Genomic DNA, 13,558 nt, shown 5'->3' on the forward strand with positions numbered 1-13,558 from the left:
CATTTTCTCACTCCAGGCGCGCCAATTCCGCGACCACGACGCGCGCCACGGCCACCTGTCCGGCGGGGGTGAGGTGCACGCCGTCCGATTCGAACAGGCGCTGCCCGGGCGTCGGATGCGTGACCGCGAGCGTATCGATCACCACCTCCGGCCGGGCGTCCAGCGCCGCCGCGGTATCCAGCTGATCCTTGGCCCGCCAGCTGATCCCGGCCGCCCGGAACGGCGCGAACTCGGCCAGCAGCGCCTCATCCACATCGGTGGGCGTGAGCCATACCCACCGGGCCGCCGCGCCGCGCTCCCGCAGCAGATCGAAGTTCCGCACCGTCTCCCCGGCGCTGACCACGCGCACCGCATCCGCGCCCACCCGCTGCGTATCGTTCGCGCCCAGCTGGCACAGCACCCAGTCGGGCCGCACGAATCCCAGTGCGCCCGAACTCTTCAGCACCTGCGTGGTGGTGGCCCCGGAGACGGCGAGATTGGTGAAGGCGATTCCGTCACCGGGCCGGCGCAGCCACACCAGCTGCTTCAGGATCTCGAACCAGGACAGCCGATCGGCGGTGCTGCTCTCCCCGAGCGCGAGCACCCGCTGTCCGGGTGCGAACGGCAGTCGATCCACCTGTTCGGCTATGTCCGGTTCGGTGAGCAGATCGGCGGCCGCGGCCCGGGCCCGAGTCTCGAGCTCCTCCAGTTGGTCCCGGTATTCGTCGGCGTCGATACCGAAGAGTCCCGCGATACGCGCCTCGTCCAGACCGTTGAGATACGGCAGCGACAGCTCGGGCTTCTGGAATCGCACCAGCTTGGCGGTGAGTTCGTTCGTCATCACATCTCCTGTAAATCGCTGGGGTGTAGAGGTTTACGCGCGTGCGAGCCGGAATCCGGCGATGATCAGCCAGATCATCCCGGTGAACCGTGCGATGGGCAGCAGGAAGGCGGCGGCGGTGAAGGTCAGCGACACCGTGGTCAGCAGGCCGACGCAGGCGATCGCCAATCCGATGCGAATCAGCAAGGGCGAGAGCGCTTTCCGTGGCAGCGCACTGATCGCGATGCCCGCGATGAGCAGTCCCGTCGACAGCACGTTCGCCGGGCCGCCGACCAGGAACGCCAGGGTGTGCAGCGCCCGCACGGTGGCCGGATCCGCGGTCACCTCGGGCACCGTCAGCACCCAGCTGATGGTGCCCGAGCTGAACAGGAACACCGCCGCCAGCGCACCGCCCACGGTGGCGAGCGCGGGACCGAAGCCCTCGGCCTGTCGGCGCAACCGGGGTGTGATCGCGGCCACGAACAGGGTGAGCGGGATCGCGCTCGCGTACTGCAGCACCGCGCCGGTGCGCACGGCCGCGTGATGGTCGCGGAAATAGTCGAGCGCATCGCCCGCATCCGCGAAGGGGGAGGGGAACGGGCTGCCACCGGCCCGGATGGTGCTGATGGCGAGCCCCGCCACGAACACCGCGGCGAAGGCGGCCGCGAGCGCGCCGAGCGGTGGTTCCAGGCTGCGCGCGGGATAGGCGACTGGGGATTCGGCTGCTACGGCCATGGCTATCCATTCTCGGAAGTGAATCGTTCTCTACTGTGAACGATTATCTGATGTGTACGATAACGCCGTGGTCGATGCGGAGCAAGAGGGTTCGGGAAAGACGCGGCCGGACCGCCCGATGCGGGCGGCGGGCTTCCAGCTCGCACAGCTGGGCGCGCACGCGGCCCAGCGTTTCGCCGAGCGCATCTCCGAAATCGGGCTCACGCCACCGGAAGTCGGGATTCTGCGGATGATCGCGGCCCAGCCGGGCCGCAGCCAGCGCTCACTGGCCGAGGAATTGGGCGTGGTGCCCAGCCGGGTGGTCGCCCTGATCGATCCGCTCGACAAGCGGGGCTGGATCGAACGCCGCCGCAGCGCCGCCGACCGCCGCAATCACGAACTGCACCTCACCCCGGAGGGCGGGAAAATGCTGGCGGGCATGGCGAAAATGGCCGTCGCGCACGAGACCGAACTCTTCGAGGGCCTGACCGACGCCGAATATGAGCAGCTCAGCACGCTGCTCCGGAAACTTGCCGCGGAACGCGGACTGACCCCGGGTGTGCACCCGGGGTATCGAACGCTCGGCTAGCCGCCGAGAAAGACAACGCTCACAGCGTGCGGGCGATGATCTCCTTCATGATCTCGTTGGTGCCCGCGTAGATCTTCTGCACCCGGTTGTCCACCCACAGCCGGGAGATCGGGTACTCGGTCATGTAGCCGTAGCCGCCGTGCAATTGCAGGCATTCGTCGATATTGGCCATGGCGCGCTCGGTGGTCCACCACTTGGCCATCGCGACGGTCTGGATATCGAGTTCACCGCGCACATGCCGGGCGATGCAGTCATCGGTGAACACCCGCATGATCCGCGCCTCGGTGGCGACCTCGGCGAGGGTGAATTTGGTGTTCTGGAACGCGAAGATCGGCTTGCCGAACGCCTCTCGCTCCTTGGTGTACGAAATCGTATGCGCGAGAGCGGTTTCCACCGCGACCGTGGAACCCACCGCGAGAATCAGCCGCTCCTGCGGCAGCTGCTGCATGAGCTGGACGAAACCCTGCCCCTCCACCGCGCCCAGCAGATTCGTCACCGGCACCCGCACGGCGTCGAAGAACAGTTCCGAGGTGTCCTGCCCGCGCTGGCCGATCTTGTCCAGCACTCGGCCGCGCCGGAAGCCCGCGCGATCACCCTCCACGATGATCAGCGAAATGCCTGCCGCCCCAGCGGTTCCGGTCTTGGCCACCACCAGGATCAGATCGGCCTGACCGCCATTGGTGATGAACGTCTTGGAACCGTCGACGATGTACTCGTCCCCGTCCCGCACCGCGCGCGTTTTGACGTTCTGCAAATCCGAACCCGTGCCGGGTTCGGTCATGGCGATCGCGCCGATCACCTCACCCGAGGCCATGCGCGGCAGCCACGCCCGCTTCTGCTCCTCGGTGCCGTAGGCGAGCAGATAGTGCGCCACGATTCCGCTGTGCAGGGCCGCGCCCCAGGACGAATCACCGATCCGGGCCTGCTCCTCGATCAGCACCGCCTCGTGCGCGAAAGTGCCGCCGCCACCGCCGTATTCCTCGGGAATGGACATGCACAGCAGCCCCAGCGCACCGGCGATCTGCCACAGATCGCGATCCACATGATGCTGTTCGATGAACCGCTCCTTATGCGGCGCGATCTCCTTCTCGCAGAAGGAGCGCGCCAGTTCGCGCAGGGCGTCGAGATCATCGTCGAGCCAGCAGGAACGATAGGGGCTTGTCACTTCGGTAACTCTCTTCTTCGATATCAGACGGTGGCGGGCGTCAGGCGTAGTGCCTTGCGCCACAGGGGTTTTGCGGTCTCCGGTGAGCGGTAGCCCGCGATCCGGGCAGTGAGCAGTGCGCGCAACGCGGCGTCATCGCGCACCGGGAACCGGGCCGGATCGCGCTCGGCGTCGGCGAGCAGCGTGTCGACGGTCTCGCGCGAGCAGGATTTATTGGTGCCCAGGAATCCGCTGGGCCCCCGCTTGATCCAGCCCGCGACGTAGGTGCCGGGGACGGCGTCCCCGGACGCCGGATCGACCACGCGCCCACCGCGATGCGGGACGGTGGCGGTGACCGCGTCGAACGGCAGATCGCGCACCGGGGTGCCGCGATAGCCGACCGAGCGCAGCACCAGCCCGGCCTCGAGGGTTTCGTGATCGCCGGTCGGGACCGCGCGGGCCTCGCCGTCGGTGTGGACGATTTCATTGCGGGCCAAGATGATTCCGTGCACCCGGTCCGGGCCGAGCAGTTCGATCGGGGTGCGCAGGTACCGCAGGATGATGCGGCGTTCACCGTCCGCGCGCATCGCTCCGGCATGGGCCCGCGCGAGTTCGATCTTCGCCCACTCGTGCGGTGCGGGCAGTGGCCCGATCAGTTCGTTGGGGTGTCCGCTGATCGCGACTTCCGCGGGGAGCGTATGCAATCGGGCATCGGGATGTCGGGCCAGGCCCGCGAGTTCGGGCATGGTGTACGCGGCCTGCGCCACGCCTCGGCGGCCGATCACGACGACTTCGCGAATCCGGCTGCGCCGCAACGCCTGTAACGCGTGCGGCGCTATCGCGGTGGTGGCCAGTCGATCCGGATCAGTGGTGAGAACACGCGCCACGTCCAGTGCCACATTGCCGTTGCCGATCACGACCGCCCGCTCATGGCTCAGGTCGAATTCGCGCCCGGCGTACTCCGGATGCCCGTTGTACCAGGCCACCAGTTCGGTCACGGAGGCGCTGCCGGGCAGGTCCTCGCCGGGAATGCCCAGGGTGCGGTCGGTGGCCGCGCCGACCGCGTAGATCACCGCGTGGTGATGTTCGAGCAGTTCGGCATGGCTGATATCGCGGCCGACCTCGACGCCGAGGTGGTACGCGAAACCGTCCTGGCGCGCGATGGTGTCGAACACCTCGGTGACCTGACGGGTTGCGGTGTGATCGGGTGCCACCCCGAATCGGGCCAGCCCGTGCGGTCGTGACAGCCGTTCGAAGACATTGACGCGAATTCCGGGATGCCGCAGCAGTTCATCGGCGGCGTACATGGCGGCCGGACCCGAGCCGATGATCGCGACGCGCAGCGGTGTGCGCGCCGGACGCAGGCGCGGGATGGACGGCACCGGGGCCATCGGCGGACGCGGGCGCGGACCGGAGTAGAAGTCCGCGTTCAACCCCACGAAAACCTGTTGGCCCGCAGTCAGTTTGGTGTGCGGGACGATCGCGTCGACCGGGCAGGCCGCCGCGCACGCCCCGCAGTCCACGCAGGCGGCCGGATCGATGTACAGCATTTCGGCCCGGCCGAAATCGGGTTCGTCCGGCGTCGGGTGAATGCAGTTGACCGGGCAGGCGTACACGCACGAGGCGTCATTGCAGCAAGACTGCGTGACGATATGTGGCACGGGCGCGGCTCAGTGCGCCGTGCGGGCGGGCTCGCTGCGGTAGCGCGAGGCCGGGCCGTCGATGCGGCTGATCTTCCACAGCACGCGCGCGATCGGATTCATCAGATCCAGCTCGTAGGCCAGCATGCGCACATCGGCGAAGAAGTCGCGCAAGACCTTTCGCGATTCCGGGCTGCTCCAGAAGACCTCGTTCACCACCTCGCGCGGAACATCGCAGTCCCGCCGGAACTTTCGGGTCGGCACCGCGATGAGATCGCAGATGATTCGCATGGTCGGCGCGAAAACCAGGGACAGCACGAACTTCTTGAACCGGCCCATGCGCGGCACCGCGTTCTCCAGATAGTTGTGCGCGAAGCTGATGTGCCGGGCCTCCTCGGCCACGTGGATCGACATCACCCGCTCGATCATGGGATGCGCCTCCGCACCCGCCCGCAGCAGCGTCTTCTGCGCGTGATCGATCGGCTCCTCGCCCGCCAGCACCATGACGAAGAACCACTCCGGGAAGATCCCGGCCAGGAACGGCACCAGCGGCCCGACGTATTTCACCCAGGTGCGCATGCCGCCGACATCCATGCCGATCCGGTTCACCACCTCCTGGAACATCATGGTGTGGTTGCACTCTTCGATGGATTCGTGTGTGCAGTAACGGAATTCGGGCGAACCATTGGGCAGCTGGAACACGTACTGCATGAGGCCGCGAATCAGGATGTTCTCGAATTGCAAGCCGACCTTCGCCACATTGGCCTGTCGCCACATGCCGATGTAGATCTGCCGTTCCTTGGGGAGTGCGCGGTACCAGGGATGCGCCCCGAACGGATCCGACGGCGGCAGAATCCACCGCTCGTCATCCGCCCGCACCGCGAAGTCCGGATCGTCCCAAGAGATATCCACATAGGGGTCGAACCGCTTGTGCACGGATCCGTAGGACAGGGTCGCCAGTGTCTCGATGTAGTGCTCGTCGTTCCGGGCCGTCGCGATATGCGCTGTGGTTTCCATCCCCGCCACTCCTGATCGATTGACCGTGACATGGTGTCGCGATCATGTCATGGCACGACGGTACCCCGGTGGATGCCGCATGGGCAAGGGTGACCGCGACACTATGTAGCGGTCAATGAAAAAGGGCTGGCTGACCGGCTAGGACTTACCGGACAGCCATCGCCGCAACCACCCGGTCGCGGATTTTCCGGGTCCCGCGGACCGCACCGGCGGCAGCCAACCGGGCAGCGGTTCCCGTGCCGCCAGCCACGCCGCGGGCAACCCGCCCTCGCGTCCCCCGGTATGCGCCGCCACGATCCCGCCGACGATCGCGCTCGTCGTATCGGTATCCCCGCCCGCCCCGACGCAGGTCGCGACGGCCGCCCGATAGTCGTCGAGATGCGTTGCCGCCACCCACATCGCGAACGGCACGGTGTCCTGCGCCGTCACCCGAATCCCGGTGCCCAATTCCTCGGCGGCCTGTTCGGCGGAGCCGCCGAGCAGCTCGTGCGCCCGCCGAATCCCCTGCGCGGTCTCGCCATTGCCGAGTCGATCGAGCACCGAATCGATGAATTCCCCAGGGGCGGGCCGCTTTCCGATGAGTCGTCCGCGCGCCGCCGTCGCGGCCGCGAGCGCCACCGCCACCGCACCGGCCACGCCCTCTCGATGCGCATGGGTGACCTGCGCCGACCGAACAGCCTCGGCCACAACCCTTTCCACATCCTCGGCATAGAACGCGCCCAATGGCGCGACCCGCATGGCCGCGCCGTTCCCGCACGAACCGTCACCGCCGAACGCCGCCGCGGCCACCTGCCGCCAGGGCACCCCGCGTCCGATCCGCCCGAGGGTGTCCACGGTCATGAACCCGTAGTCCCGTCGCTGATCACAGCGCTCCGCGAACCTGGCGGCAATCCGATCCTGATCGATCTCCCCGAATTCGAGCAGTTCCCCGACCACCGTGCACGCCATCTCGGTGTCATCGGTCCACTCCCACCGCCCCGGCGGCAACTCCCCAACGCGCAGCTCCGCGACGGACCGTCGCAGAATCGGAAATTCGGCCCCCACCGCATCCCCCACGGAAAGCCCGTCGAGTGCGTCCAGCATCAGATCGACATGCACCGCACGGACTCTAAGTGCCCTCGGCAGGGCACGAACAGTGCCGACCGGCATCTTCTCGCCGGTCGACTGGTCATCGAAGCCGATTTCGACCTGAACAGTGGCAAGTGTTAGGTCGTCAACCGTCGAGGCTTCCTATTTCGATGGGTCGGTGCCGAGGCTCAGGGTCGGCCCCTTCTGTCGCGACATCGGCCATTTGGTGATCTCCCGCAGTACTTCGGCTTGGCGTCGCGCGAGTATCTCACCATCGTGTCCCTCGGTGATCACGATCCCGAAGTCCGCATCCAGGGGCTCCTGGTGGCGGCGACCGCGAATCTGCGGCGGCGAATCGTCGGGTACATCGCTGTCAGCTATTCGGTAGGTATTCCCACGGTCTGCTGGTTGTGAGACATGGTCGGGCACCCTAGCGGTGCCAGGCGGTCAGTACGGGACGCAATCCTTGGCGAAAATCTCATTGCGGGCCACAGGCGCACAGGTAGATAACGGGGCCGCTCTTGCTGCTGGGGGGGTGAAGGTGCCCAACTGGTCGGTGGGCGAGCGGTAGGTGTTTTGTTCATAGCAATACGTCCGTGGACTCGGCTGGTGTCGGTCTTGCCGTCGGGTCAGACGGGGTGATGAAACCGCTGGGGAACCAAGTTGGTGTCTTGGGTCAACAGGCTGGGAGCACTCCATACTCCAGGAATCAACGCGGCCGTCGCAGCACGAGGGCGGCCAGGCGTGGCCCGCCGCGAGCGATCTCCTGGTGGAGTGGTGATCGGCGCGACGTGCCGTCGACTGGTTACGGGAGCGACGCTGGAGCACGCCGTCTGGACCGTCACGGTGAGGCGGACTGCCTGCTCGACAACAATCCATGCGCGAATCTATAAGTCCTGCACTAAAATCCGTAGTTCGGGTCTACAGTCTCGCGGGGTGGTTCGTTAGCCGATCCTGGTATCTCAAACGTCTCGTATATCTCTTCGGCTGCTGCGCTGGCGCTGACCGACCAAGAACGATGCAACGCTTGGGTGATCTCAAACTTTGTTGTGCCACAGGGGATTTACGATGTAGCAATCGCCGCCGGATACCGCGGGTTGCTCACTCGTGAGGGATTCGACGATGGAAGACACTTAGGGCCGACTAAGGGCAGACGATGCGTCGATAAGGAAAGTCGCGATCAAGCTGGTGGAGTACGCCCGCGACACTGTCGTCCCCGGTAGCCGCGATGTCCTGGATGTCAAGAACTGGCCGAACTGCTGGTGGCTCGATGAGTTCCCTGAAGGAGTTACTTTCCGGGGCACGCCGGACTCCGATGGAGTGTTGGCTCGTGTGCCGTACAAGGGACTTCCATCAGCCTCGGCTGTTCCGGAGCCGCTGCGGGAGTTCATAGATGGGGAGATTGTGGTCCGACATCGATGTGGCGAACCGAAGGGTCTCCAATTATTTGGCCGCCGCGGCGGATAACGGTGATGTGCGGCGAGCAACTTATGATCGTGCGCTTGCGCTGCGCCAGGACTGGATCGATCGTGCCGCAGCGGTTCGCGATCACCAGCTCATCCCAACGAGGTGGCTCCGGGCCTGTCAGCTGAACGTCACTAGGGAGAGATCGAACCTCCTTGTTTTCGTTGCTTGTTGAGAACTTCGTATGTTATCCGCGTCCGGTTCAACCATTTATCCAGCGTATTTGGAAAACGCCTGTCTAGAGAAGCGAGAATGTTCATCGACTGTTCTGCCGCCGCTATGCCAGTTTCCATTCTGTCCTTCAATAGCGCACACAAGAAGGCATATTCGGAGAGCGCTTGGCCAATCGCCAAGTGAACTCTCCCGGCCTCTGAATCATCTATTGTTTTCAGAACTGAAACTGCCCGCTCGCATAGTTCTGCAGCGCGTTCACGGTTTCCGGCTCTGGCAGAGGCTCTGCTCATGTTTAAGAGCGTGCCGGAGAGTTTCAGACGCGATTCGATATTCGATCTCGACAGTCTTTCCCGTAGCGCTAGTGCTTTATCGAGACGCTGAACAGACTCACCACCATGGGTAAGCCCACTCAGTGCCATACCGTGGTATTCTAGTGCGCTCGCATACTCTTCGTCGTGAACGGTCCGAATTGATGTGGGCAAAGATTCGAAAAGATTCACAGACTCGTTTGCAATCTGCGCCGCAGGGGCGTGCAATTCTAGGCTTAATAATGTCTCCGCTAAAGCATTCAATGCCGATCCTTGTGCAGGTCCGTAAATTGCGGGGTTAACTTTAGCGAGCTGTTCAAATATACTAACGGATACTGTTAGATGAATCGCTGCTTCACGATGTCGTCCTAAGTAATTGAGAGTGGTTCCGTAATTCTGAATCGGATTAGCCCTCAGCGAAGGTGGCACTTTGCTACTCTTTGCGACTTTGACGGATTCGCCGAATATTGCTAACGCTTCATCAAAGAATCCCATTGACGTTAACGTAGTGCCGTAATTTGAAAGAGCTGCCAAGAGAATGCGGACGACATCATCGGAATCGGAAGATGGCAATTCCCTGAGAATTGTTATCGCCTCCAGGCCCGCTGATTTTGCGCGCAAGTAGTCTCCGGTTGAAGATGACAATGCAGCGAGATTGCTCAGGCATTGAGCCTGCTTCAGCAAGGGTACATTCGGGGTACAGCGCAGAAGTGCAACAGCATTATTTGCGCTCTCCACGGCTAGGTCAAATTTCTTCAGGGCATGCAGAAGTGCGGCACGCTGGTTTAGTGACCCGATTAGTAGAGTATTTAGGTCAGAATTTAGTAAGCCTGGTGATTGCAGTTCCTCTATCGCGCTATCGCAGCATTCCAAAGCCTCTGTATAACGACCAACATTGGAAAGCCTGTTTGCTCGCATCGATAAAATTGCCGCCCGTTCCACGGGCTCGCGAAATAATTCGTCCCGTACGGTCACCAATGCGGCGTTGATCGCTTCTGCGGCAACCTGGAATTCAGGGGCAGGATCGTCCGGAATCCAATGGTCGAGCTTATCCAGTATCGTTGGATCAATATCCGGCAGGTCGACAAGTCGTATTAATGTAGCTGCTCCTCCGGCAATCGCGAGACTGGGTTCCTTCCGCAATAGGGGAAATAGGGTATTCTTTGAAACATGAGGCCATCGATGAGCCGTTTCCACTAGAACTGTAATGGCATGAGCGATCCATATAGGAACTGTGTCACGTCCCTTGATTGTGAGGAGTTCTGGTATTGCATTGCTAATCCAGCGGTCAGCTCCAATTCCTAGATTTGTTGGCAAGGTGTTCCCGGGGATTGCAAGAGCCAAAAAGTCCTCACCGAGGCGATCTGGTTGCATCGGATCAAGTGCTACCATTTCGCTATCCGATGGATAGCATCGTTGGTAGTCATCAATAATCATCATTGCTTGAGATTTTGACGATGCCAGCCCAATTTCATCGAGCACCATAGAGGCGGCCTTGGTTCCTAGCTGGCCTGTCAGGGTGGCTGTAATGGCGGATCTTTGCATTATATCGGGGTTGGTCGATATAAGTCTCTGCTCATGCATAATACCCCAGTACGCGAATTCGCGACGGAGTAGATATGCCGACAAAGCAATTTGATTTGCGGGCATTTCTTCCCCGCGATGATATGCGTCGACGGCCACCAGAGCTGCCATATGCATCGACAGTGCGGTTTCTAACTCGCCATCAAACAGCAGAGGACTTCCATGTAGCTCGACTTTGGAATCAAATTCCAGAGCCAATGCATCTGCAAAACTTGCCGCAGCAGTTGCAATAATTTCCGCGCGAAGTGTGGCTGTCTCAAGCGGGCGAAGTTCCGTGGAATCTGATTCCACACCCAATTCGCTATCGATAGATCCAGCTAGAGCTGGCCACCATGATCTTGCGGATCTAGCGAGCATCAGAATTCTGACTTTATATGGGTGTGAATTCGGGCCTAGGTTGAAATCTGATACCAAAGCATGTAAATGAGATAACGGCCATCGGTCGGCATAGTCCACAATGATCAACACTGACCCGGCTGCTGAAATTGACCTATTGTGTGGACCTGTCGAGCTATCAGCTGTATGGGTTGCGTTAAACGAGTGCCATCCTTTCGAAGAAGATTCTTCCGCAATTCTTTGAGCTAGTCTTGTCTTTCCCTGACCTCCTTTTCCGTAGTAGAGTCGAACGCTCAATGATTCCGGAGTTTCAAGCCATTCATTCAAGGATTCGAATTCTTCGATTCGGCCAATGAATGGAACGACTTGAAACTTTGCAAGTAACAATTTGGAAGGTTGCTGACGTGCGCTATTGGGATCTATTTTTGATGGTTCTATACAATGGTTAGCTAGCTTGTATGGCTTGTTTTCTAGACTAATCGACAAAGGTCCGTCAACGGTGTTGATCATCACGAAGTCGCGACCGATAGCAAGATTTTCGGCCGTTTGTCCGCCGTTGTTTGATCTGCGCTTCCATGGAATTTTCATTGCTCGACTTCGAGTTCGCCAGCTTCGGCAATTTGGTTCAATGAACCACCGGCAGTGCTGCTGGTAATTGATTGACTGCCAGATTGTTCCGACGTGGATGTGCCCGTCGATGAAGGCGGTGGAGTCAACGGCGAGGTGCTGTGGCTGCCGGTCTGGCGCAGAACGACCTTTCCGTTGATCCTTCCAATCTGACTGATCGATCCACCCACGGCGGAATTGGCAATGGACTGATGTTTGGCCGATGGACGTGTCAGGAGGAGGCCGCATACCGCAACTGCTAGCGATAGCAGACCGGCGAAAAAGCTTAGGACGCCTGCGAGCTTACTTGCTCCGTCTAGACCGATAGTGATGAACTGCCATGTGCAGAGGCCCAACCCTGCACAGCCAGCCAGCACCGCAAACCATGCCAGCATTTTTCGTTTCATTTGACTGATGCTAGATCGAAATATGCAGCGACACACTGTAATCGGCACGAAGGCTCTCGGCCCGTCGATCGCCCGCCCGCCAGCATCATCAGGTCTTGTTCCAACCCGCCCTCAGCGAGCAAGTTATGGGCGAAGAAGTGGAGGAGGTGGTGCGGGCGAAGATACTTGATGCCTGCCTCTTTCGTGCGAACGTTCAAGGATTTGATAGATGCTTCAGCTCGTTACCGAGCCTCTCTTGCCAGGCCGTAGAGCTGGGTTGTCGTTGGTGGCTTTGGGGTGGCGGGTGTGGATGCGAAGGTATTGGCGTAGAGCGATGCGCCTTGTCGCCGAAGAGGAGAAACTCGTGGCCGACGTCCCTGCCGAGTGCTAGGACTATGTTCTCTCGGAAGTCCAGGGAGTCGACCTCAAACGGTGCCATCTCGCCAACTCACAGGTCCCGATGTCGGTGATGTCCCGGCGAGCCTCGAAGTCGATGCCTCCGTAGGCGACAAGGTCGAGACCTGCCCGATCTCACGGTGCTAGGGGTGAGAGTTCCTTGGTGTTTGAGCGTGGTACGGGACGGGCATTGGTGTAACTGCGCGGATTCGCGCAGGTCAGAACCAGAAGTGCCCTCGGCAGGAATCGAACCTGCGACCTACCCTTTAGGAGAGGGTTGCTCTATCCCCTGAGCTACGAAGGCTGAACCGGTGGCCGTGGCCGACCCGAACGTCGGGGAGTCTACCTGGTCGGGGGCCGCGAGGGCGCATTCATATCAGTGTGGATGGTTTTGGGTGCTACATCTTGGTGCCGACGGCGATGATGTAGTCGGCCCAGGGGCCCCAGGCCAGCAGGCCGGGACCGCTGAAGGTGGCGCGCAGCACCGGATTCACGCGGCGCATGTCCGGATCGCGGAGGCGTTTGCCGAGGTAGCGGGCCAGGGGTGGGTAGACGTCAGCGCGGATCGAGTAGACGCGGACATTGTCGAAACCGGCCTCGAGCAGTGACTTCTTATAGCGGCGCAGGTCGTTTCGCATGATGATGTCGGCGGTGACCAGTTTGCCGCCCGGCTTCAGCACCCGGAACGCCTCGGCGAAGAAGCGCGGGTAGGACGGGAAGTGGAAGGCCGATTCGAGTGCGGTGACCTTGGTGCAGGATTCGTCATGACGCGGCAGGTCGATCGCGGAACCGTATTCGAAGCTGATCTGATCGCTCAGGCCGAGTTCGGCGGCGCGGCGGGTGGCGATCTCGATCTGCTCGGTGGCGATATTCATGCCGATGATCTGCTGCGGGCCGAATTCGCGCGCCCACAGGAAATCCTGATCGCCGTATCCGAAGCCGATATCGAGCTGGATATCGTCGGCGCCGAGTTCGGCTTCGCGCGCTACCAGCCGGGCCAGATCGCGGCTGGCCTCGTCCAGGCTGGCCGGATTGTCATGCCAGTAGCCGAGATTGATGAACAGCGAATCCTCGCCGAAGAGATTGCGCGGGCCGACGACGTCGTAGACCCGGCCGACTCGGGTGCCCGCGGGCAGGAAGGGGACCTTGGCCCATTCGGCGCATTCGCGGGCCCAGCGGGCGGTGCGTTCGGGCAGGGTTTCGACGGGGATGGCGGCGGTCGAGTGGGCCGGGGGCGAAGAGTGCAGCGTCATTGAGACCCTCCGAACGGTCTGCCGATCTCATTGTCTGCGTCTCAGACAATTCTAGATGACGGCAGTAACAGTCTCAGACA

11 protein-coding genes and 1 tRNA gene are annotated in these 13,558 nt (G+C 61.7%); 2 read left to right on the forward strand and 10 right to left on the reverse strand.

The window, feature by feature from the left end; genetic code table 11:
* Positions 1-7: 7 nt before the first annotated feature.
* Together ACFC4D_RS06900 and ACFC4D_RS06905 are read right to left on the reverse strand one after the other, a co-directional pair.
* Entirely contained in the window at positions 8-820 is an 813-nt protein-coding gene (locus tag ACFC4D_RS06900) for an SGNH/GDSL hydrolase family protein (protein ID WP_376062058.1), read from the reverse strand.
* 33 nt (positions 821-853) lie between these two features.
* Positions 854-1,534 (reverse strand): hypothetical protein, encoded by a 681-nt coding sequence (locus tag ACFC4D_RS06905; RefSeq protein WP_376062059.1) that lies wholly within the window; start codon positions 1,532-1,534, stop codon positions 854-856.
* Between the two features lie 67 nt (positions 1,535-1,601).
* Here ACFC4D_RS06905 and ACFC4D_RS06910 point away from each other — a divergent pair, with 67 nt between their 5' ends.
* On the forward strand, positions 1,602-2,102 hold the full coding sequence (locus tag ACFC4D_RS06910; protein ID WP_376062060.1) for a MarR family winged helix-turn-helix transcriptional regulator: 501 nt from the start codon (positions 1,602-1,604) through the stop codon (positions 2,100-2,102).
* A gap of 19 nt (positions 2,103-2,121) precedes the next feature.
* Here ACFC4D_RS06910 and ACFC4D_RS06915 read toward each other — a convergent pair whose 3' ends face one another.
* The 4 genes from ACFC4D_RS06915 to ACFC4D_RS06930 all read right to left on the reverse strand — a co-directional run bounded on the left by ACFC4D_RS06915 (position 2,122) and on the right by ACFC4D_RS06930 (position 7,001).
* Entirely contained in the window at positions 2,122-3,267 is a 1,146-nt protein-coding gene (locus ACFC4D_RS06915; RefSeq protein ID WP_375962883.1) for an acyl-CoA dehydrogenase family protein, read from the reverse strand.
* Between the two features lie 23 nt (positions 3,268-3,290).
* Entirely contained in the window at positions 3,291-4,907 is a 1,617-nt protein-coding gene (locus ACFC4D_RS06920) for an FAD-dependent oxidoreductase (RefSeq protein ID WP_376062061.1), read from the reverse strand.
* Between the two features lie 9 nt (positions 4,908-4,916).
* Complete coding sequence (locus tag ACFC4D_RS06925; RefSeq protein WP_376062062.1) at positions 4,917-5,903, reverse strand: diiron oxygenase; 987 nt, start codon at positions 5,901-5,903, stop codon at positions 4,917-4,919.
* A 138-nt stretch (positions 5,904-6,041) separates the two neighbouring features.
* Positions 6,042-7,001, reverse strand: coding sequence for an ADP-ribosylglycohydrolase family protein (locus ACFC4D_RS06930; RefSeq protein ID WP_376062063.1), 960 nt, complete (start codon positions 6,999-7,001; stop codon positions 6,042-6,044).
* A gap of 219 nt (positions 7,002-7,220) precedes the next feature.
* Here ACFC4D_RS06930 and ACFC4D_RS06935 point away from each other — a divergent pair, with 219 nt between their 5' ends.
* On the forward strand, positions 7,221-7,385 hold the full coding sequence (locus tag ACFC4D_RS06935) for a hypothetical protein (RefSeq protein ID WP_376062064.1): 165 nt from the start codon (positions 7,221-7,223) through the stop codon (positions 7,383-7,385).
* Between the two features lie 1,184 nt (positions 7,386-8,569).
* On the opposite strand, the gene ACFC4D_RS06940 is transcribed toward ACFC4D_RS06935, so the two are convergent.
* From ACFC4D_RS06940 to ACFC4D_RS06955, 4 genes are all read right to left on the reverse strand, one after another.
* Positions 8,570-11,425, reverse strand: coding sequence for a tetratricopeptide repeat protein (locus ACFC4D_RS06940; RefSeq protein ID WP_376062065.1), 2,856 nt, complete (start codon positions 11,423-11,425; stop codon positions 8,570-8,572).
* The gene (locus ACFC4D_RS06945) at positions 11,422-11,850 is read right to left on the reverse strand and encodes a hypothetical protein (RefSeq protein ID WP_376062066.1); all 429 of its coding nucleotides are present in this window, start codon (positions 11,848-11,850) and stop codon (positions 11,422-11,424) included. The genes ACFC4D_RS06940 and ACFC4D_RS06945 overlap by 4 nt, the downstream gene beginning before the upstream one ends.
* A 606-nt stretch (positions 11,851-12,456) precedes the next feature.
* Positions 12,457-12,529 (reverse strand) — tRNA-Arg (locus ACFC4D_RS06950).
* A 94-nt stretch (positions 12,530-12,623) separates the two neighbouring features.
* On the reverse strand, positions 12,624-13,478 hold the full coding sequence (locus ACFC4D_RS06955; protein ID WP_376062067.1) for a methyltransferase domain-containing protein: 855 nt from the start codon (positions 13,476-13,478) through the stop codon (positions 12,624-12,626).
* Between the last annotated feature and the right edge of the window lie 80 nt (positions 13,479-13,558).

The organism is Nocardia sp. NPDC056000 (genome assembly GCF_042269265.1).
Lineage (GTDB): Bacteria > Actinomycetota > Actinomycetes > Mycobacteriales > Mycobacteriaceae > Nocardia.